General features: G+C 62.4%; 18 protein-coding genes. 8 read left to right on the forward strand and 10 right to left on the reverse strand.

Annotated elements, in window-relative coordinates; genetic code table 11:
- Positions 1 to 11: 11 nt before the first annotated feature.
- Both AC06G5_RS19120 and AC06G5_RS19125 read right to left on the reverse strand, forming a co-directional pair.
- Entirely contained in the window at positions 12 to 944 is a 933-nt protein-coding gene (locus AC06G5_RS19120; RefSeq protein WP_413704489.1) for a pyridoxal-phosphate dependent enzyme, read from the reverse strand.
- Positions 945 to 1,046: 102 nt separating this feature from the next.
- Positions 1,047 to 1,838 (reverse strand): SDR family NAD(P)-dependent oxidoreductase, encoded by a 792-nt coding sequence (locus tag AC06G5_RS19125; RefSeq protein ID WP_413704488.1) that lies wholly within the window; start codon positions 1,836 to 1,838, stop codon positions 1,047 to 1,049.
- 124 nt (positions 1,839 to 1,962) lie between these two features.
- Between AC06G5_RS19125 and AC06G5_RS19130 the strand changes: the two genes are divergently transcribed.
- Together AC06G5_RS19130 and AC06G5_RS19135 are read left to right on the forward strand one after the other, a co-directional pair.
- Entirely contained in the window at positions 1,963 to 2,898 is a 936-nt protein-coding gene (locus AC06G5_RS19130; RefSeq protein ID WP_413428079.1) for a GlxA family transcriptional regulator, read from the forward strand.
- Positions 2,899 to 3,035: 137 nt separating this feature from the next.
- Positions 3,036 to 3,695 (forward strand): methyltransferase family protein, encoded by a 660-nt coding sequence (locus tag AC06G5_RS19135; protein ID WP_413704487.1) that lies wholly within the window; start codon positions 3,036 to 3,038, stop codon positions 3,693 to 3,695.
- A 121-nt stretch (positions 3,696 to 3,816) separates the two neighbouring features.
- On the opposite strand, the gene AC06G5_RS19140 is transcribed toward AC06G5_RS19135, so the two are convergent.
- From AC06G5_RS19140 to AC06G5_RS19170, 7 genes are all read right to left on the reverse strand, one after another.
- Entirely contained in the window at positions 3,817 to 4,479 is a 663-nt protein-coding gene (locus tag AC06G5_RS19140; protein ID WP_413704486.1) for an HAD-IA family hydrolase, read from the reverse strand.
- Positions 4,480 to 4,537: 58 nt separating this feature from the next.
- Positions 4,538 to 4,945 carry a response regulator gene (locus AC06G5_RS19145; RefSeq protein ID WP_413428076.1) on the reverse strand — a complete coding sequence of 136 codons (408 nt, stop codon included), beginning with the start codon at positions 4,943 to 4,945 and terminating at the stop codon, positions 4,538 to 4,540.
- A gap of 114 nt (positions 4,946 to 5,059) precedes the next feature.
- Positions 5,060 to 6,670 (reverse strand): GMC family oxidoreductase, encoded by a 1,611-nt coding sequence (locus AC06G5_RS19150; protein ID WP_413704485.1) that lies wholly within the window; start codon positions 6,668 to 6,670, stop codon positions 5,060 to 5,062.
- A 165-nt stretch (positions 6,671 to 6,835) separates the two neighbouring features.
- Positions 6,836 to 8,053 (reverse strand): mandelate racemase/muconate lactonizing enzyme family protein, encoded by a 1,218-nt coding sequence (locus AC06G5_RS19155; RefSeq protein ID WP_175379011.1) that lies wholly within the window; start codon positions 8,051 to 8,053, stop codon positions 6,836 to 6,838.
- Position 8,054: 1 nt separating this feature from the next.
- The gene (locus AC06G5_RS19160; RefSeq protein WP_413428074.1) at positions 8,055 to 9,374 is read right to left on the reverse strand and encodes an MFS transporter; all 1,320 of its coding nucleotides are present in this window, start codon (positions 9,372 to 9,374) and stop codon (positions 8,055 to 8,057) included.
- Between the two features lie 77 nt (positions 9,375 to 9,451).
- Positions 9,452 to 10,876, reverse strand: coding sequence for an aldehyde dehydrogenase (gene aldA / locus AC06G5_RS19165; RefSeq protein ID WP_413428073.1), 1,425 nt, complete (start codon positions 10,874 to 10,876; stop codon positions 9,452 to 9,454).
- Positions 10,877 to 11,122: 246 nt separating this feature from the next.
- A complete protein-coding gene (locus AC06G5_RS19170) occupies positions 11,123 to 12,055 on the reverse strand; it encodes a LysR substrate-binding domain-containing protein (RefSeq protein WP_413428072.1) in 933 nt (310 codons plus the stop codon).
- Between the two features lie 553 nt (positions 12,056 to 12,608).
- Here AC06G5_RS19170 and AC06G5_RS19175 point away from each other — a divergent pair.
- The 6 genes from AC06G5_RS19175 (at position 12,609) to AC06G5_RS19200 (ending at position 20,080) form a co-directional block, all read left to right on the forward strand.
- Positions 12,609 to 14,243, forward strand: coding sequence for an ABC transporter substrate-binding protein (locus AC06G5_RS19175; protein ID WP_413704484.1), 1,635 nt, complete (start codon positions 12,609 to 12,611; stop codon positions 14,241 to 14,243).
- A 76-nt stretch (positions 14,244 to 14,319) separates the two neighbouring features.
- On the forward strand, positions 14,320 to 15,273 hold the full coding sequence (locus AC06G5_RS19180; protein ID WP_413428811.1) for an ABC transporter permease: 954 nt from the start codon (positions 14,320 to 14,322) through the stop codon (positions 15,271 to 15,273).
- Positions 15,270 to 16,106, forward strand: coding sequence for an ABC transporter permease (locus AC06G5_RS19185; protein ID WP_413704483.1), 837 nt, complete (start codon positions 15,270 to 15,272; stop codon positions 16,104 to 16,106). The genes AC06G5_RS19180 and AC06G5_RS19185 overlap by 4 nt, the downstream gene beginning before the upstream one ends.
- A 2-nt stretch (positions 16,107 to 16,108) precedes the next feature.
- Entirely contained in the window at positions 16,109 to 17,767 is a 1,659-nt protein-coding gene (locus AC06G5_RS19190; RefSeq protein ID WP_413704482.1) for a dipeptide ABC transporter ATP-binding protein, read from the forward strand.
- Positions 17,768 to 17,884: 117 nt separating this feature from the next.
- Positions 17,885 to 19,033: a hypothetical protein gene (locus AC06G5_RS19195; protein WP_413705465.1), complete on the forward strand. Its 1,149-nt coding sequence runs from the start codon at positions 17,885 to 17,887 to the stop codon at positions 19,031 to 19,033.
- Between the two features lie 171 nt (positions 19,034 to 19,204).
- Entirely contained in the window at positions 19,205 to 20,080 is an 876-nt protein-coding gene (locus AC06G5_RS19200) for a LysR substrate-binding domain-containing protein (RefSeq protein WP_480458084.1), read from the forward strand.
- Between the two features lie 127 nt (positions 20,081 to 20,207).
- On the opposite strand, the gene AC06G5_RS19205 is transcribed toward AC06G5_RS19200, so the two are convergent.
- Positions 20,208 to 21,572 carry an MFS transporter gene (locus AC06G5_RS19205; RefSeq protein ID WP_480458086.1) on the reverse strand — a complete coding sequence of 455 codons (1,365 nt, stop codon included), beginning with the start codon at positions 21,570 to 21,572 and terminating at the stop codon, positions 20,208 to 20,210.
- Between the last annotated feature and the right edge of the window lies 1 nt (position 21,573).

Genomic DNA, 21,573 nt, shown 5'->3' on the forward strand with positions numbered 1-21,573 from the left:
CGTTTACGGCCCTACCTGGCGTGCGTGGCAGCGGACAAGCGTGCCCACCCGGCCACCAGTTGCGCGTTGATACTCACCCCCCCGCACACCACGATCACCACGTCATTGGCGTCGGCAATCGCCGGGTGATCCAGGTAGGCAATCGCCAATGAAACGCCGCATGCCGGCTCGACCAACTGACGCAAGTCATTGGCGTAACGCACCACGCCCATGATCGCCTCATCATCACTGAGCACCACGCACTCATGGGGGAATTCGCCGATGTGCTTGACCGGCCAGGTGGCCACTTGTGCGGCGCCCAGAGACGTGGCGACAGTGTCGATTTTCGGCAGTCTGACCGGGTGCCCGGCCGCCACCGCCGCGGCGAACGACGCCGCGCCTTCGGTTTCGCAGGCAACGATGCGGCAATCGGTGCGCCGATGACGGATCAGGCCGGTGAGCAGCCCCGCCAGCAAGCCACCGCCGCCCACCGATGTCACCAGCACATCCACTGGCGGGCAGTCTTCAAGGATTTCATCGACCATGGTGCTGTGCCCTTCCCACAACACCGGGTGGTCGAAGGCCGGCACGAATTCACTGCGCGGGTCCTGGGCAAGTTCCCGTGCACGTTGATTGGCTTCGTCCCAGACCTTGCCGTGCACGATCACCTCGGCACCGGTATTGCTGATCCGCTCCCGGGTGCTTTGCGGGGTGGTGTGCGGCACCACGATGCATGCCTTGAGCCCCAGGCATGCGGCAGCCATGGCCGTGGCCAGTCCCGCGTTACCGCCGGAGGGACAGACCACCTTGCGCTTGCCCTGCTGCGCCGCCCGGCTGCACAGCAAGCCAATGCCGCGTATTTTGAACGAGCCGCCAGGTTGCAGGTTTTCCAGTTTCAGCCAGATACGGCGGGTCGGGGTCGACAGGCCAGGGTGCAAGATCAAAGGCGTTCGGATGTGAAGCATATGGGCTCCTGTTACACGCCACCGGCTCGACGAGCTTGCGCGAGCCGGTGGTGAACGGTCCTCTCTCCCAAGCTTAGTTCACCCGGCCTCGAGGTGACCGTCTCAGCGATAGCGCGGCGCCGGCGCGGTGTTGTGGAACAACCCGGACAGGGTCTTGCGCTGGGCTTCGTGGCGGTCCCACTGGCTGCCGTCGTGCAGGCCAGGAATGGTCACCACTTCGCCTGCCGCCAGGCCGACGAGCGCGGCATCGACCATGTCTTCGGCGGACATGACGATTTCCTTCGGCAAATTTTCCACCGGGTTGCCGGCCACGTTCCAGAAGTCGGTGGCAGTCGCTCCCGGCAACACAGCCTGAATGCGTACACCTTTGTCAGCCAGTTCGTGCTGCATCGATTGACTCAGGCCCAACACGAACGCCTTGGTGGCGCCGTATACGCCATTGAGCGTTTCCGGGGCGATGGCCACGATCGAGGCAATGTTGATCACGGTGCCGGTGCCCCGGGCTACGAAGCCCGGTACCACGGCATAAGCCAGGCGCATCAACGCGGTCACGTTGAGGTTGATCATCGCTTCCATGTCGTCCACGGGACTTGCAAGCAGCGAATTGACGGCACCGACCCCGGCGTTGTTGACCAACAGGGTGATGCTGGCGTCGCTGCGCAGAATCTGTTCGACCCGCAGCGAATCCGCCTTGTTCTTCAGGTCGGCGGCAACCACTTCCACGGTGCGTCCGGTCTGGTCGCTCAAATGATTGGCCAGGGTATTGAGCCTGGCCCGGCTGCGGGCCACCAGAATCAGATCGTAACCCTGCCGGGCAAGGCGATCGGCATACACCGCGCCAATCCCCGAAGAAGCGCCGGTGATCAGTGCAGTACCTTTGGATGAGAGCGCCATGGTGCAATTCCTCTACGGTAAGGCGAGAGACTCGCCGGGTGCAGACCGTTATAAAGGGACTTACGCCTGTCTCAAATGACGTTTAAAGTACGTTTTCAGGACATGACCATTTGAGGGCAGCTCCATGATCAGCGTGGCGTTCGTGGTATTCGAGGGTTTCCAGTCCATGGCGCTGGCCGCCATGCCGGTATTCGAGTACGCCAATTTCAGTGCCGCAGAGGCGCTGTATGACGTGCGCGTGCTGTCCGAAAACGGTGAAAACCTGCGAGCCTCTGGCGGTTTGAGCATCGGCACCGAACCCTTCGATGAGCGCGTGTACGACACCGTGATCGTGGTCGGTGGCGATTGCGTCATCGAACAGGCGCCCGAGGCCGTACTGGATTACCTGCGGGCCAGTATCAACACGGCACGCCGTACGGCGTCGATCTGCTCCGGAGCGTTCGTCATGGCCCAGGCCGGTTTGCTCGACGGACGGCGGGCAACCACCCACTGGGCCTACTCCCGGGAACTGCAGGCGCGGTTTCCGGCGATCAAGGTCGAGGCCGATCGCATCTATGTGATCGACGGTTCGATCTGGACCTCCGCCGGCATGACGGCGGGCATCGACCTCGCCCTGGCCATGGTGGAAAAGGACCACGGCGCCGAGCTGGCCCGGGCCGTGGCGCAAAAACTGGTGATGTACCACCGTCGCGCCGGAGGCCAGTCGCAGCACTCGGCGCTGCTGGAGCTGGCGCCGAAATCCGATCGTATTCAAACCGTGCTCGGCTACGCCCGGGAACACCTCGCCCAGCCCCTGTCGGTGGAGCAACTGGCGCAAGTGGCCAACCTCAGCCCCCGGCAATTCAGCCGGGCATTTCGCGCCGAAACCGGGCAATCGCCGGCCAAGGCCATCGAGAACCTGCGTCTGGAAGCAGCGCGACAGATGCTTGAACGCGGACGCCTGACCCTCGACCAGATCGCCCTGGAAACCGGGTTCACTGACCGCCGCCGCATGCGCGAAACGTTCCTGCGGGTGTTCGGGCAGCCGCCACAGGTGATTCGGCGCAACGCGAGAGCGTAGATGTTTGTGTAGGCGCCGGCTTGCCGGCGATTGCCTCTGAAGCCTGTGTCGAGTGCTCAAACGCCATCGCTGGCAAGTCGGAGCGCCGCACCGCAGCTCCTACAATAAAAGGAGGCACTTTCGCGTGTGAGGCACTTATGAAAATCTCCGCCAGACTGGCGTTTTTCGCCGTCGTCAGCACCCTCGCCTACCTTGGCCTGGCGATCTGGGGACTGGGTGGTTTCGCGGCTTATTTCAGTCACGGTTCACTGGTCGTCGTTGCCTTGGCCACCCTGATCATGGCCGTCGTATCACTGTTCAGCGAAGTCAACCTGAGTTCGGGAGAACGCGAAGACCGGGCCAATCGCTGGGTCCTCCCGGCTTTCGGCGTGATCGGTGTGCTGAGCGGCTTTCTGCCGGCCTATACCGACCGCATCGACTTCTGGACTTTCGGTGGAGAAGGCGTGCGCTGGCTCGGGGCGCTGCTGTTCATCGTGGGCGGCGCGCTGCGGTTGTGGCCCGTATTCGTGCTGGGCAAGCGCTTCAGCGGATTGGTGGCCATTCAACCGGGGCATCGACTGGTCACCGACGGCATTTACCGCAACCTGCGCAACCCCAGTTACCTGGGGATGATGGTCATCGCCGTGGGCTGGGCGCTGGCGTTTCGCTCGGGCGTCGGTCTGTTGCTGGCGGCGTTGACCTTGATCCCGCTGATAGCCCGGATTCATTCGGAAGAGGCCCTGCTGAAGGCGCAGTTCGGCAGCGAATACGAGGCCTATTGCGCCCGCTCCTGGCGGCTGGTTCCCGGACTTTACTGACTGGAACACTGATCCCCTGTGGGAGCGGGCTTGCTCCGCGCGGCGTTCCGACGAAAGCGTCCTTTCAGTCGACATGTTTGTTGAATGAGGGACCGCTTTCGCGAGCAAGCCCGCTCCCACATTAGACGGCGTGCAGGCGCAGACCGGCGGCATCCACCAGAACCCGCACCGATTCATAACTTGCCACCGTCGCATGCAAGGTCTTGATCGGCTGCTCATGGGTCGCAGTGACAATCATCACGTCCGCCCCCGCCGCCTCGGCCGCCAGAATCCCCACCGTGGCGTCCTCAAAAACCAGACACTGTGCGGGCTCGACATCCAGGCGCCGGGCCGCGAGCCTGTACCCCGCAGGGTCGGGTTTGCCGGCCGTGACGTCCTCGGCAGTCACCATCACCTCAGGCTCCGGAATCCCCGCCGCCGCCATCCGCCGCAACGCCAGTTGCCGCGGGGCGGAAGTGACGATGGCCCACTGTTTGGCTGGCAAAGACCGCAGGAACTTCGCCGCGCCGGCCACTTCCAAAACCCCGTCGACATCCTCGATTTCCGCTTCGGTAATCCACGCCGCTTCCGCTTCGGCATCCATCCCGGACAACCCCAGACGGCTGATGGTGTCGATGGCGCGGACACCGTGAATGGTCGGCAGGAAGCTGTCGACATCGACGCCATGGCGCACGGCCCAGGTTGTCCAGACCCGCTCGGCGGCGGCAATGGACGTCAGGACGGTGCCGTCCATGTCGAACAGAAAGGCACGGTAAGTCGAGTTGAAAACAGAGTGATCAGCCAAGGAAAAGAACCTCGCAGGCGCCAGACGGATTTGCCAGGCAATGTAGCATCTGCACGGGTCAGTTGATTCGCCTGGATTTGAAAGTATCGCCCACACAATCGAGCAACCCGCCGATCATCCAGGGCTTCTTGATGAAAGAGACCGTGTGCCGCACGCCTGAGCTTTCAGGGGTTTCGAAACCGGACATGATCATGATCGGCTTGTCCGGCCAGCGATCGCCGAACTGGTTGGCCAGGTCCGCGCCATTGAGCGTGCCGGGCATGCTGATGTCTGTCAGCAGCATGTGCACCTGCGGCGCATGCTGTTCCAGATAGATCACTGCCGCGTCGGCACTGATTTGCGGCTCGACGACAAAACCTTCCTCCTGAAGAATTTCACACAGAAACTCGAGGATCAGCGGGTCGTCCTCGACCACCAGGATCAACCCGCCAGGAAGATCTCCACCCGCCGTCGATGCTCGACTCATGACCGTGCCGCTCCCTGATTGCCTCTATGAATTCGCGGGCTCTAATCCGCTACCTAAAAGGTAGAGCTGCGGACTCGGCGGAAATTCATTTTTAATGCAGCCAGGTGACCGGCATCAAGCGTCCTGCAGGATCAGGTCGGCCCCCTTCTCCGCCACCATCAGCACGGCGGCGTGGGTATTGCCCGACGTCACGTTGGGGAAAATCGACGCATCGACGATGCGCAAACCGTCCAGCCCGTGGACCTTGAGACGCTTGTCCACCACCGATTTCCGCTCATCCGAGCCCATGGCGCAGGAACCGCACAAGTGGTAGATCGAGCCACTGTTTTCGCGGAAGTACTGCAACATCTGCTCGTCGGTTTCGACCACCGGTCCCGGCAACACCTCTTCGACGGTGATGCCCTTGAGCGCAGGTGCCTGCATGATCTTGCGCATCAGGCGGCTGCCCTGGATCACCTCGTCGATGTCTTTCTGGGTACTCAGGTAATTCGGGTCGATCAGTGCCGCATCCCGCGGGTTTTTCGAAGCGATTTCGATGTGCCCGCGACTGGTCGGCCGGCACGGGTTGAAGCACAGCAGGAAGCCTGAGTACGGCTCGGGCTTGAGGCTGGCCTTGTTGTTTTTCGGGATCTGGTACGACAGCGGGTTGAAGTACAACTGCAAATTCGGGTTGCTCTGCTGCTCGTCGCCACGGAAGAACCCGCCGGCCTGGTTCACGCTCATCGCCAGCGCGCCCTTGCGGGTCAACAGGTACTTCAGGCCCAGCTTTAACTGGCCGAACAGCGAACCGAGCTGGTCGTTCAGCGTCGGAATGTTGGCCTTGTAGTAGTAACTGGCGCACAGGTGATCCTGCAGGTTCTGCCCCACCGCCGGCAGGTGCTTGACCATCGGGATGTTGTGCCTGGCCAGCAGCGCCTGATCGGCCACGCCGGACAGTTGCAGGATCTTCGGCGTGTCCACGGCACCGGCGCACAGGATCACTTCCTTGTTGGCGATGAAGGTACGCACCACGCCATGCTGGCTGATGGAGACCCCGGTAGCGCGCTGCCGGTCGTCGAACAGTACCCGGTCCACCAGGGCGAAATGCTCGACCGTCAGGTTCGGCCGGATCAATGCCGGGTGCAAATGGGCGAAGCTGCTGGAGCAGCGCTGGCCGTCGCGGGTGTTGACGTCGTAGATGCCCGCACCTTCGAATTTCGGCCCGTTGAAGTCGTCGCTGATGGGGTAGCCCAGTTCATCGCAACCCTTGAGGAACACATCGCAGATCGGATGGGTCTGGCCCTTCATCGGCGTGATGCTGATCGGGCCGCTGCCGCCGTGGTAGTCGCTGTCACCCAGCGGGTGGTTCTCCAGCTTGCGGAAGTACGGCAGCACGTCCTTGAAACCCCAACCGTCGTTGCCGTTGGCCGCCCAGTCATCGAAGTCATGGGCCTGGCCACGCACGTAGACCATCGCGTTGATCGAGCCCGAACCACCCTGCACCTTGCCGCGCGGGGCGTAGATCTCGCGGTTGTTCAACTGCTTTTGCGGACGGCTGTAGTACATCCAGTTGAAGGTCGGGTTGTAATACATTTTGGCGAAGCCGACCGGGATCTTGAACCAGAAGGACGAGTCTTTCCCGCCGGCTTCCAGCAGCAGCACCGTGTATTTCCCGGAAGCCGAGAGGCGATTGGCCAGAACGCAGCCTGCAGCGCCGGCGCCAGCGATGATGTAGTCGTATGTCATGCACGGTTACCGCGTAAGTCGTTGTTCAAAAAAGCCGGAATGGGTAGAGCCCTGTAGGAGCGAGCTTGCTCGCGATGGTGGTCAACGATTACGCGGCGCACCTGACACCCCGCGGCGTTCTCGGATTCATCGCGAGCAGGCTCGCTCCTACAGAAGAGCGTCCCGTCAGCCCCTGGCCGGTGAGGTGTCTTTGACATCCGCCGGGGTGGGCGCCATTTGCAGGTGCAGGCGCTCGCCGGTGTATGGCGAATGCTTGCGCACCACGTCCATGTTCAGCTCCACGCCAAGGCCCGGCTCGGTGGACGGGATGATGTAGCCGTCCTCCCACTGCAACGGTTTGGTCAGGACTTCGGCATGGAAACCGCCCCAGGTCATGATGCTTTCCTGGATCAGGAAGTTCGGCGTGCACGTCGCCAACTGAAAACTCGCCGCCGCGCCAATGGGCCCGTTGTAGAGATGCGGGGCGATCTGCGCGTAATAGGCTTCGGCCATGCTCGCAATCTTCTTCGCCTCCAGCAGGCCGCCGCAGCGGGCGACGTTCATTTGCAGGATCGACGCACCGCCGGCCTGCAACAGCTTGAAGAACTCGTACTTGGTGGTCAGGCGCTCACCGGTGGCAATCGGGATGCTGGTCTTGGCCGCGACCTGCGCCATGGCGTCTTCCTGGCCCGGTGGCACCGGCTCTTCGAACCACAGCGGGTCGTACTTTTCCAGGCGCTTGGCCAGGCGAATCGCCGAAGACGGCACCATTTGCCCATGGGTGCCGAACAGCAGGTCGCACTTGTCACCCACCGCTTCGCGGATCTTGCGGCAGAAGGTTTCGCAGCGTTCCAGCACTTGCAGGGAAATCTGGTGCCCGGAGTACGCGGTGTATGGCCCGGCCGGGTCGAACTTCACGGCGGTGAAACCTTTGTTCATGTTCTCGATGGCGCACTCGGCGGCCAGGTCCGGGTCGTCATAGTCGTACTCGCCCTTGCTGTTGACCGGGTACAGGTAGGTGTAGGAACGCAGCCGTTCGTTGACCTTGCCACCGAGCAACTCGTAGACCGGCTTGTTCGCCGCTTTGCCGATGATGTCCCAGCACGCCATCTCCAGCCCGCTGACCACGCCCATCATGGTCAGGTCCGGACGCTGGGTGAAACCGCTCGAATAGGCCTGGCGGAAGAAACGCTCGATGTGGTGCGGATCCTGGTTCAGCAGGTAGCGTTCGAACACGTCTTCGATGATCGGCAGCATGGCCTTCGGGCCGAACGTCGCAGCGTAGATCTCGCCCACGCCTTCGATGCCGCAATCGGTCTTGAGCTTGACGAACAGCCAGTACATGCCGCCGATGTGTGGTGGCGGTACGGCAACGATGTGGGTTTCAAGGGCGACGATTTTCATCTCAGGCACCTGTCTTGTTCAAAGATTGACGATTGATTCGAGCGCGCAGGGTCAGGGCCGCCAGGGTCCCGAGCAGGCCGACGAAAGCGATGTAGCCGAAATACAGCTTGTAGCCAAAGGCACCGGGGAAATGTTCGGTCAGGTAGCCATTGATCAAGGGAATGAAGGCATCCGGCAGGTAACCCACCACCGAGACAATGCCGATGGCCAGGCCGGTGATGCGCAGCGGAATGTTGCAGGTGTCGAGGATCGCCCAGTACAGCCCGCGAATGGCGTAGGTCATCAGGCCGATGAAAATCACCGTGCCGATCAGCAGGCCCAGGCTGTTGAGCGCCGGGAACACGATCAGGCCGACCATCGCCAGTGTCGCCATGAACAAGGCAACGATCAGCACCGAGATATTGGAGAACTTGTCGCCGAGCCAGCCGCCGCCAATGCCGCCGATGGGGCGCATCCACAACTTGATGGTGGTGATGGTGCCGGCCATGACCGCCGTCATACCGCCGCCCTGCAGGTAATCGGAGAAACTGTAGGTGGCCCAGAAGATGTGATAACCGCAGAACACAATGGCCGTCACCAGCCACAGCTCAGGGATTTTCACCAGGGTGGTCAGGTCGCTGAGCAGGTTGTACTTGCCCTTCTCCACCGTCGCCGTGTCTTCCATCGACTTCGGGTCCTTGATCAACACCAGTACGCAGCCGATGGCGATGCAAGTGAAGGCATACAGGTAAACCACGTGCTTGAAGCCTTCGGCGGCCGACTCGCCACGGGTTTCGGTGGCGAAGGCGAACAGGCCCAGGGCAACTGTCGCCAGCAGCGCTTCGACCAAGCCACGGCCACCATCGAGGATGCCGAAAAACCGGCCCTGTTCAGTGTGATGGGCAATCATCTTCACCCGCTTGAGCACCGAGGCCCAGAAGGTCAGGCCGGTGGTCAGGCCCCAGCAACCGAAGATGATCATCAGGCCAGTCATCGACGGCGCGGTGGAGTACCACAGGCCCAGGGCACCGGTGGCCACCAGCGAGAAGAAGATCAAAAAGCGTGGCGCGATGCGATCCGCCAGCCAGCCGCTGGGCAGATACGAGAGCAGGAAGATCGTGCCGAGCATCGAGTACAGATAACCCAGCTCGCTGTGGCTGATCTGGAACACTTCGAGCATGGTGGTCTGGTAGACCTGGCGCAGGTACAGGATCGGGTAGATCGCACCGGCGGCGAGCACCAACAGCATCAGTTGGAAATAACGACTTCCCTTGTCGCTGTGGCTTTTTGAACCCGCGTTCGAACCCTGAACAGCGGCAACAGTGGTTGCAGGCTTGGACATCTGTGGGACCTCGGGCAGCCCGGTGGTCCGGGCGCCCTGAATAATTGTTTTTATGGGTGTGGCGTGTTGCGGGTGGATCAGTACTTCATGACCACCAAACGGGTCTGGGTAAATTCGAGCATGCCGTGCTTGCCGTCATCGCCACCCAAACCGGAGCGTTTCCAGCCAGCGTGGAAACCCTGGTACGGGTCGGCCGGGGTGCGATTGACGTACAACTCGCCGGCCTCGATGGCATTGGCGACTTTCTGCGCGGTGCGGTAATTCTCGGTGTACAGCACCGACGACAGGCCGAACTGGTGATCGTTGGCCATGGCCAGCGCTTCGTCTATGTCGCGGTACTTGAGCACCGGCAGCACCGGGCCGAAGATTTCTTCCTGGATGATTTCCATGTCCTGGCGGCAGCCGCTGAGCAGGGTCGGCGGATAGAAATGGCCGTTGCCCTCGGGCAGCACGCCGCCGGTCTCCAGCACCGCGCCATCGGCAATGGCGCGCTCGACCATGGCGTGGATGTTCTGCCGCGAACTGGCGTTGACCAATGGCCCCATCAGGCTGGCATCGGTGGCGCGGTCGCCGAATTTCACGGCACTGATTTTCTCTTTCAACAGGCCGAGGAATCTGTCGTAGACACTTTCCTGCACATAGACCCGCTCCACCGCCGTGCACAACTGGCCACAGTGGGTGGTCTTGGAAGCGACGATGGCGCTGGCGGCGGCTTCAAGGTCAGCGTCGGCCTCGATGATCGCCGGTGTCTTGCCCCCCAGTTCCAGGGACGGCTTGGCGATGTTGGCCTTGCAGTAATCGAGCACGATGCGCCCGGCGTTGACGCTGCCGGTCAGGGTGATCAGGCCCACGGCCTTATGGGTGCAGACAACAGCTGCGGTGCCGTGGTCCATGGTCAGGATGTTCACCACGCCTGCCGGCAGGCCGGATTGCTGCACGGCCTTGGCGATTTCGAAGGCCGAAGTCGGCGTGTTGTTGCTCGGTCGCACCACTACAGTGTTGCCGGCAATCAGCGCCGGGGCGATCTTGCGCAGCAGGGTGTAGACCGGGTAGTTGAACGGAATCAGGCACGCGACCACGCCAATCGGCTCGCGGTGCAGGAACAGGTTTTCGTTCGGGGAATCGCTGGGAATGATCTCGCCTTCGATACGACGCGCCCATTCGGCGTGATAGCGAGTGATCTGCGCCGCGTAACGGGCTTCGTTGCTGGCGTCGGCAACGCTTTTGCCGGATTCGCCGGCCAGGGCCTCGCCGATGTTTTGGGCGTTGGCTTCAAGGGCATCAGCGAAGGCACGCAGGTATTCGGCGCGCTCGATGCTGGTGAGCCTGCCCCATACTTTTTGTGCTGCCTGGGCCGCTTCGACCGCCGCCGTGGCTTCATCGGCGGTGGCCGCGGAGACGTGGCCCACCAGCGCTTCGGTCGCCGGGTTGTAGACCGCGATCAGTGCAGCGTTGGCCGGTTCAATGAAGTGGCCGTTAACAAAGTTTCGCTCGAGTCGCATGTGAATCGCCCATCGTTGTTTTTATCCAGTCCGGGCAGTCTTGGCATCTGACCCGCGTTGAACAAACGATTTATTGCGCGACGAAACATTCAAAAAACGCACGTTACCCCCTGTGAACGGTGTGATCCCCTGTAGGAGCGAGCTTGCTCGCGATGGTCTTGAGGGCACCGTGGGGTGTCAGGTTCCCAGCGTTATCGTTGACGCCCATCGCGAGCGAGCTCGCTCCTACAGGGGGGCTGTGGTGTTTCAGGAAGCCGCGGTAGACGGCTCCAGCTGCCTCTGCGCCAACCAGACCTCCTCCTGCAACCACTGGCTGAACACCTGTAACTGAGGCATCTGTGTCTGCTCCGGCCGGGTCACCAGCCAGTAGGACTGGTGCCCGTCGACATGCACGTTCAACACCTGGGTCAACTGCCCACTGGCCAATTCCGAGGCGACCATGTGCCAGTCGGCAATGGTGATCCCCAGGCCATCGATGGCGGCCTGGATCGCCAGGTCCAGCAAATCGAATTCATAACCGCCCTGGGTGTCGACCCCGCTGATGCGCGCCGCATCCAGCCAGTGTTTCCAGGTCAGGTAACGCTGGTCTTCCCGGGCCAGCACATGCAGCAGCGTCAGGCGATTGAGGTCCAGGCCCTGCTCGCTCCACTCCCGCGCATACAGGGACGGCGCGCACACCGCGATATGCCGTTCCTGGATCAGCAGCGAACTGTCCAGCCCGTCCCATTCGCCATCGCCAAAACGGATCGCGCAGTCCAGGGTGCTGGTCTCCGCCAGGCTGTCCTGCAGGCGCGTGGTGATGCTCAGTTCCAGCTCCGGATGCTGCTCGCGCAAGCGCCCCAGCCGTGGCATCAGCCAGCGGCTGGTGAAGGTCGGCGGTGCGTTGATGTGCAAACGGTTGGAGTGGGTTTTCTGCTGGATGCTGCGCACCGTCAGCTCGATCTTGTCGAACGACTGGTGCAATGCCCGCAACAGCACCCGGCCGGCGCTGGTCAGGTCGAGGTGATGATGCCGCCGCTCCAGAAGGTTCTCGCCCAATTGCTCTTCAAGCTGACGCACCTGGCGGCTGACTGCGCTCTGGGTGACATTGAGCAACTCGGCGGCCCGGGTGAAGCTGCCGGTGCTACCGGCCACTTCGAAGGCTTTGAGGGCATTCAGACCGGGCATTTTGCGTTTCATGAAAGACACTCGTGGAAGGCTGACCAGTTAATTAGCATCCCACGCCTCGTGGGAAATTTCCTGAGTAACATGCAATTTTGTGTTGCGTAGGACAACTCAGAAAGCACCGCGAACCGCTTTTCTGTGGGAGCGGGCTTGCTCGCGAAAGCGGTGTATCAGTCAACATTGATGTATCTGACACACCGCTTTCGCGAGCAAGCCCGCTCCCACAAGGATCGTGTCCAGCCTGTCTATTTCAGGCTCCGGCACAGCCCTGCGCCAGTAACATGCATTTATCAAAGGTTTCCCCGCTGAATTTATCGTTTGTCGTTCTTTGCCCCGCTGACAAAACTGCAGCCATCTCTAATAAAAACAACATGAGAGCTGCCCCATGCCTTACCTCACCCGCCCCCTCCCGAATACGCCCCGACCGCTTAAGCCTCCGGCTTCCCGCCCGCCTCGCCTGCGCCTGCACGGTGCTCGCCGCTGATTCTTTCGCTGACTTGATCCCTTGAGTTCCAGGCCGCCTGCGGCCAGTCGAAAAACGCACTTTGCTACGTATCGGAGAGGCTTTATGAACGAGCTGATGACACTGGACGGCACCGCGCCGCACCCTGCCGTCGACGACCTGTGCACACAGGTCAGGAATGGCCGGATCAACCGTCGACAATTCCTGCGCACCGCCGCCCTGCTGGGCGTCACCGTGGCCAGCGCCAGCACCTTTATCGGTTCGGCGCTGCTCGGCGATTCGGCGTTCGCCGCCGAGGATCAGCCGCCGCGCCAAGGGGGTAGCCTGCGTTTTGCCTGCGCCATCCAGGAAATCCAGGACCCGATGCTGATCACCTGGATCGAAGCGTCGAACCTGCTGCGCAATTCCCTGGAGTTCCTGACCTGGGTCGATGCGGAGAACATCACCCACCCGTACCTGGCCGAAAGCTGGAGCCCGTCCGAAGACCTCAAGGTCTGGACCTTCAACCTGCGCCAAGGCGTGAAGTGGAGCAACGGCGACGAGTTCACCAGCGACGACGTCGAGCACAACATCAATCGCTGGATCGCCGCCGACTCCAAGTCGGTCAACCGCACCGCGTTCCAGGACGTTGCAGCCTTCGAAAAAACCGGCCCGTACCAGTTCCGCCTGGTGCTCAAGCGCCCGATCCTGGCCGTTCCGGAAATGCTCAGTGCGTTCACCTGCACTCTGGTGCACCGCAGCTTCAAGAACGGCGACGACTGGACGAAAAACCCGATCGGCACCGGCCCGTTCAAGCTGGTTTCTTTCGCGGTCAACAAGCAGGCCACCTTCGCCAAACGCGCGGACTACTGGCGCAAGCCGGCCAACCTCGACGAACTGCGCTACGTCGACATGGGCACCGACATTTCCACCCACCTGGCTGCCTTGCAGGCCGGTCAAGTGGACGTGCTCTATCGCGTCACCGTCGCCGAGCTGGACCTGGCCAAACGCTTGCCGGGGGCGCAGCTACTGAGCTGCAAGTCGGCGCAAACCGTGGTCATGCGCATGGCCTGCGACCAGAAGCCGTTTACCGATGTGCGCATCCGCAAAGCCGTGGTGCTGTGTGCCGATAACGCACAGATGCTGAAGATCGCCTATCGCGGCATGGGCACCCTCGGTGAAGACCACCACGTCGCGCCTTCCCACCCGGAATACTCGCCACTGCCCAAGCGTGAGCGGGATGTGGCCGGGGCGAAAAAGCTGCTGGCCGAAGCCGGTTACCCCAACGGCATCGACATCGACCTGATCGTCGGCAACACCCAGGGCCGCTACGAACAGGACTGCGCGCAGATCCTGCAACAGAACTGCCTGGACGCCGGCATCCGCATCGCCCTCAAGGTGATCCCGGCCACCCAGTACTGGCCGATCTGGGACAAGGCGGCGTTCAGCCTGACCTATTGGGCACACCGCCCGCTGGGCGTGATGTCTCTGGAACTGGCCTACCGCAGCGGCGCCGCCTGGAATGAAAGCCACTACAGCGACCCGGCGTTCGACGCCGCGCTGGACAAGGCCATGGGCATCATCGATCCGCAGCAACGCGCCTTGGCGATGCAGGACGTCGAACGCATCCTGCAGGACGCCGCCGTGATGGTGCAGCCGTTCTGGGGTGACAAGTTCACCGCCACCAGCAAGAAGGTCCAGGGCTTCAAGGTTCACCCTTCGGACTTCTACCCAATGGATGAAGTCTGGTTGAGCGCCTGACCCGCAGCCCCGAAAGTGCCCGCCCACCGACCGGTGCGGCGGGCCGGCATCCCTTGATTAGCCGGAGCCTGCAAGCATGGCTGAATTTCTGTTACGCAAATTGATGGCGTTGATCGCGACCCTGTTGTCGGTGTCGCTGATCGTGTTCGTCGCCCTCGAACTGAATATCGAGGACGTGGCGATCAACGTCCTCGGCCCCTACTCCGCCGCCGACCAGCGCGCGGCGTGGCTGGTGGAACACGGCTACAACCAGCCGTTCCTGTGGCGCTACCTGGTATGGCTGAAGGATTTCGTCAGCGGCGACTGGGGCACCTCGGTGCACTTTCGCGAGCCTGTGATCAACCTGCTGCTGCCCAACCTTGGGCAAACCCTGATCCTCGCCGGGCTGGCGCTGTTGATCATGGTGCCGGTGGCTTTGACCCTGGGCATTCTGGCGGGCATTCGCCAGGGTTCGCCGGTGGACCGCCTGGTGTCGTTCCTGTCGATTGTCACCACGTCGATTCCGGACTTCGCCAGTGCGGTGTTCGTCTCGGCGATCTTCGTCTTCTGGCTCAACTGGCTGCCGGGCGTGAGCAGCATGAGCGAAGGCTTCAACGCCGCCGAACTGGCCCTGCCGCTGATGGTGCTGTGCCTGTTCGGCATCGGCTACCTGGCGCGCATCACCCGCGCCTCGATGGTCGAAGTGATGCAGGCGCCGTACATCCGCACCGCTCGCCTCAAGGGCGCGTCGACTTCGCGCATCGTCCTGCGCCATGCCCTGCGCAACGTGCTGATCGCACCGATCACAGTGATCATGCTGTACATCCCGTGGCTGCTGTCGAACGTGATCGTGGTCGAGGTGTTCTTCGCCTACAAGGGCTTCGGCTCATTGCTGTACACCGCCTCGCTGAACCACGACGTGTACCTGATCGAAGCCTGCGCCATGATCAGCGGCGCGGTGGTTGGCGCGACCAAAATCTTTTCCGACCTGGCCTACACCTGGCTCAACCCGCGCATCACCTTGCGCAGTCTTGGCGGAGGTGGCCAATGAGCTTCCTGCATTCGTTCAAACATCCTTTGGCCCTGCTCGGCCTGCTGCTGGTGGGCGGCTGGGTGCTGGTCGCCGTGTTTGCGCCGTGGCTGGCGCCCCACGACCCGCTGGAAAGCTTCAGCCCGTTGCTCACGCCGATGACCGCCGACCCCGGCGGCCAGAGCTTCCTGCTGGGCACCGACATGATTGGCCGGGACATTCTTTCGCGGCTGATCTGGGGCACCCGGACCGTGCTGTTCTGGTCGATCCTCGCCACCCTGACCGCGTTCGCCGCAGGCATCGCGATGGGCCTGTGTGCCGGTTACTTCAATGGCAAGGTCGACGCCTTCCTGTCCTATGTCGCCGACACCGTGCTGTCGTTCCCGGTGCTGGTGCTGTACATCGTGATCATCATCGCCCTCGGCGCTTCGGCGCTGAACATCCTGATCGCGGTGACCTTCACCAGCGCCCCGGCGATCTTCCGCATCATGCGCGCCCTGACCATCGACATCCGCTCCCGGGACTACGTGCTCAGCGCCATCACCCAGGGCGAAGGTTCGCTACGCATCATGCTGGTGGAAATCCTGCCCAACTGCGGCGGGCCGCTGATCGTCGATTTCTGCCTGCGCATCGGCTACACCGCGATCATGATCGGCGCCCTCGGCTTCCTCGGCCTCGGCCTGCCACCGCCGACCCCGGACTGGGGCGGCATGATCAACGAAGGCCGCAGCATGGCCATCGCGTTCCCGCACCTGGTGATCTTCCCGTGCATTGCCATCTCCACCCTGATGCTGGGCCTGAGCCTGCTGGCGGACGGCCTGGATGAACACGCCCAGAAAGGCGCAAGGAGCTGAGCATGAACAACCCACAGAAGCTGCAACAAGTGCTGCGCGTGGAGAACCTCTGCATCGAGCTGCCGGCCGGCGCCGACCGCAGCCACGCCGTGCACGGCATCAGCCTGGAGGTGCGCAAAGGCGAAATCCTCTGCGTGATCGGTGAGTCCGGCTCGGGCAAATCCGTACTGTCGGCGGCGATCATGGGCGACTACGCCAAAGGCCTGCGCCACAGCGAAGGGGTGATCGATTTTCTCGGTAACGACATCTGTCGCATGCCGGACGATGCCTTGCGTCAGCTGCGTGGCAATCGCATCGCGATGATTTTCCAGGAACCCATGGCGGCACTGAACCCGGCGATCCGCATCGGCCAGCAAGTCGAGGAAATCTTCGACATTCATGCACCGCAAATGCCCGCTACCGAACGCCGCGAACGCATGCTCGCCCTGCTCGACTCGACCCATTTGCCCGACCCGCCACGGATCGCCAACAGCTTCCCGCACCAGCTTTCCGGTGGCCAATGCCAGCGCGTGGTGATCGCCATGGCCCTGGCGATGAACCCGGACCTGCTGATCGCCGACGAACCGACCACGGCGCTGGACGTCACCACGCAAGCGCAAGTGCTGAAACTGGTGCGCGAACTGCGCGGGCGCGGCCAGCACGGGATTCTGTTCATCACCCATGACTTTGGCGTGGTCGCGGAGATCGCCGACCGGATTGCGGTGATGGAAGGTGGGCGGCTGGTGGAAATCGGTGAGCGCGACCAGGTGCTCAATGCCCCGACGCACCCGTACACCCGCAAGCTGATCGCGGCGGTGCCGGCGCTGCACCCGGAACTCCACGTACCGAGTGCCGACGGCGAACTGGCGTTGCGCATCGAGCACTTGAACAAGACCTACAACGTCGGCGGCCGCTCGGTGGCGGCGTTGCGGGATGTCTCGCTGCAACTGCCACGGGGCAAGACCCTGGCCATCGTCGGCGAGTCCGGCTCGGGCAAGAGTACGCTGGTCAAAGCGGCGATTCGCCTGGTGGACAGCGACAGCGGTCACGTCTGGCTCGGCGACACCGACTTCCTGGCTTTGCGCGGGGCTGCGCTGGCAGCCAACCGACGGCGCATCCAGATGATTTTCCAGGACCCTTATGGCTCGCTCAATCCACGCCATCGGGTCGGCGACATCATCGCCCGCGCCGCGCAATTGCGTGGTTTGTCGGCCAAGGATGCGTGGATCGAAGCCGGTGATCTGCTGGAGCAGGTCGGGCTCAAGCGCGACGCCCTCAAACGCAAGCCACGGCAGTTTTCCGGTGGTCAGCGCCAGCGCATCGGCATCGCCCGCGCGCTGGCCATGCGCCCGGAAGTGCTGATCGCCGACGAAAGCGTTTCGGCCCTGGATGTGTCAGTGCAGAAGCAAGTGCTGGAGTTGCTCGCCGAACTGCAACAGCGGCTGAACCTGAGCATCCTGTTCATCACCCACGACCTGCGGGTGGCGGCGCAGATCAGCGACTACATCGCGGTGATGCGCCAGGGTGAAGTGGTCGAGTACGGCACCGCTGAACAGGTACTGCTCAGGCCGCAGAACAGCTACACCCAGACGCTGCTGGCGGCGGCCCCCGGCGCTTCGGCGATACAGGCCAGCCCTGTCGATGGCCCGCCGTTGAGACTGATCCGACCCCAGGCCCGATAACCCGAACCCCTTTCCCCACGCCGCTGCGTTCGCTGCGGCTTGGGTTGCTGTTGCCAACATAAAATCAAAAACAGGAGTAAGACTTTGCGCACAACTACCCTTCGCGCGATTCATTCCATGGCCCTGATACCGGTGCTCGGCGCCCTGGCGGCACCGGCCATGGCGATCCAGGTCACCGACAACCTCGACCTTGGCGGTGCCGTCCGCGCCCGCTGGGACTACGACCCGGACCGCGACATCCAGAAGTTCGGCCTCGACACCGTGTTTCTCAGCGCCAAATACAACTCCGACACCTGGATCGGTGAGGCCCAGTACCGTTTCTACGGCCGTTCCTATCCCTACCAGTACACCAGGAACTATGGCGACATCCAATTCGCCAAGTACGCGTGGGCCGGCTACAAGTTCAACCCCGACCAGCAGGTGCAAGTGGGCCTGAACACGGTGCCGTTCGGTTTGCAGCCGTACTTCGGCAGCACCTTCTACGAAACCCTGGGCAACGTCATCGGCCTGGAAGATGTGCAACAGGTCGGCGCCAAGTACATCCAGCAAAGCGGTGACTGGAACATCCAGGCCGGTTACTACCTGCGCCCGGCCTGGCAAGGCAAAGGCACCAGCAACGGCGTCACCTACTCCAGCGTGGTGTCGGAGGCCGACAGCTATGTGGCCGACGGCAGCGACAACCAGGAACGCAATACCGTGGTGCTGCGCGTGGCCAAGGCGCTGGACCTGGGGCCATGGAAGTCCGAGGTCGGTGTTTCCGGCCTGACGTCGAGCATCCAGAACAGGGACACCGATAACGACGGCCGGCGCAATGCCGTGGCCGTGCACTACCTGGGCAAGAACGGCCCCTGGGGCGTGCAGTTGCAGGCAGCGCGGCAGCAGATGTCACCGCGCAACCCCGGCACTGATGAACTGGTGACCCTCGGCGGTTACGACGGCACCTACAACGTCGCCAGCCGCGGCAACCTGTACGTGGCGGACGTCAGCTATGACGTGGCCGGCAAGTACCTGTTCGACCAGGTCAGCGGGGTCAAGCTCTATGCCAACTACAGCGCCTTCGACAAATCCGCCGATGACTTCAAGACCTCCCAGCGGATGATCCTCGGCACCTCGTTCGCGGTCAGCAAATTGTGGGTCTACACCGAATGGCTGTTCGGCAAGAACGATCCGTACATTGGCGGCAGCAGCTATACCCAGAGCCTCGGGGCGGGTGGGACTGATCAGTGGGAGAACCAGTTGTACGTGAACATCGGCTACTACTTCTGATCCGGAATTTTTGGCGTCCTTGAGGACGCTTTCGCGGGCAAGCCCGCTCCCACAGGGATTTGTGGGAGCGGGCTTGCCCGCGAAGGCGTCAGCCCAAACAACAGTTGCATCGGCTCGTTGCCAATAGTCAGATAGGCGCTACAAAACATCCTCGCAAATGAGCCCCCTCCCATGCGTCAACTGCCCTCGCTCAACATGCTGCGTGTCTTTGAAGAAGTCGCGCGGCATCGCAGTTTCAGCCAGGCGGCCCTGGGATTGAACGTCACCCAGGGCGCCGTCAGCCGGCAGATCAAACAGCTTGAAGATTATCTCGGCGTCGCGCTGTTCGTCCGCACGCCCCAGGGCCTGACCCTGACCGAAACCGGCACCGCCCTCTCACCGCATCTGGCGCAAGCCTTCGACCATATCGAACGCGCCCTGCAAGCCGTACGGGTGCCCAATCTGCGCCAACGCCTGCGCATCGTCGCGCCGCCCACCTGGGCCACACGCTGGCTGTCGGCACACCTGCGCGCATTCGTGCAACGTTATCCCGATATCAGCCTGAGCGTGACCAACCAGATGGGCCACGACAGCCTCGCGGAAATCGATTGCCACATCCGCTTCGGCCTTGAGGCGGCCAGTCATTGCAGCAGCCAGCTACTGGTGATGGAACGGCACATCGCCGTGGCCAGCCCGGAGCTGTTCAACGGTGACCAGCCGCCGGACCTGCGGCAGTTTCCATTGCTGCACATCCTGCACGACGGCAAACGCTTGAAGGTCTGGGAAAATTGGCTGGCGGCCATGGGCCGCAACGATGTCGATGCCGGGCAAGGGCTGGAATTCAGCACCCTGGACCAGGTGATCCACACCGCACTGGCGGGCGGCGGGCTGGCGGTGATCGACCGGCAGATGATCGAAAAGGAACTGGCCAATGGCAGCCTGCTGCCGATCACCCCGGTGGAAGTGGTCGGGCCGTATGGCTATTGGCTGGATGTGGCGAACGACAAGCAGGGCCTGTCGAAGGTACGGTTGTTTACCGAGTGGTTGGGGTTGGTCAGCAACCCTTAAGTCACCGACATTCCCCTTGTGGGAGCGGGCTTGCTCGCGAAAGCGGTGTGCCAGCCAACATCAATAGCGACTGACACGACGCCTTCGCGAGCAAGCCCGCTCCCACATTTGGATCTGCAACAGTCAGTCAGACCGGCGCTGCCACTTTCACCGCCACCGGCGATTGACCCTCAACCGGACTCTGCGCCTTGCACGCCTGGCTCAAGGTCAACGACTTGGTCTCCGGTGCCCACGCCCACGAAAGCAACGCACCGATGGCCAGGATCGCCGCGAGAATGCCCATGGTCGGGCTCAAACCGATCCCCGCCACGCTCACCGGCAACAGGAAGGTGCTGATCGCCGAACCCAGGCGACTCACCGCCGTGGCCAGGCCGATACCGCTGGCACGCACTTCGGTCGGGAAGCTCTCGGCCGGGAACACGCCCACCAGGTTGCTCACCGCCGACAGCACCAGGGTGAACACGCCGAACACCAGCACCATCAGCCATGCCGCGCTACCCGGCAACACCGCCAGCAGGAACAACGCTACCGCCAGAATGATGAACGAGTTGATCAGGAACCCGCGCCGGGTGAACTTGATGGTGCACCAGATGCCGATCAGCGCGCCGAGGATCAGCAACATGTTCAACATCAGTTCGGTGCCGAAGCCTTCGGCCAGGCCCATTTTCTGCAGGATCGACGGCAGGAAGGTGTAGATGGCGAAGTACGGCATCACGATGCACACGAAGAACAGGCAGTTGAACGCCGTGCGCTTGCGGTATTCACGGCTCAACAGCACGGCGTAACCGGAGCGGATTTCGCTGGACGGGGTTTCGTCGAGTTCGACGTGGTCGCCCAGGTGTTTCTTGACGATGGCGCGGGCCTCGGCGATGCGGCCCTGATTGACCAGCCAGCGGGGCGATTCCGGGGTGCCGATACGGGCAATCAGGATCAGTGCCGCCGGGATCGCCGACGAAGCCAGCATCCAGCGCCAGGCATCGTCGCCGAGGCTGAGCATGGCGGTGCCGACGAAGGTCGCGGCGACGTAGCCAAACGTCCAGATCACGCTGAACGAGCCGAGCAACACACCACGGTGCTTTCTCGGTGCGAACTCAGCGAGCATGGCGTGGCCGACACTGAAGTCACCGCCCAGGCCGATGCCGATCAGCACCCGGCACAGGAACAGCGCCATCGCCGATTCCACGTAGAACTGCATCACCGAAGCGACGGTGATCAGGATGAAACTGACCAGGAAGATTTTCTGCCGGCCGACCTTGTCGGAAATCCAGCCGAAGAACAGGCTGCCGAGAAACAGGCCGATCAGGGCCGAAGCGCCGATCAGGCCCTGCCAGAATGCATCCAGTTGCATCTGCGGGCTCAGCAGGGTGAAGGCGATACCGATCAGGCCGAGGATGTAGCCGTCGGTGAAGTGTGCGCCGAAGGTCAGGCCGGCGATCTTGATGTGAAAGCGGCCGATGGGCAGGTCATCGATTTTTACCGGTGTTACGGACATG

The organism is Pseudomonas sp. WT-JTC (assembly GCF_056711565.1).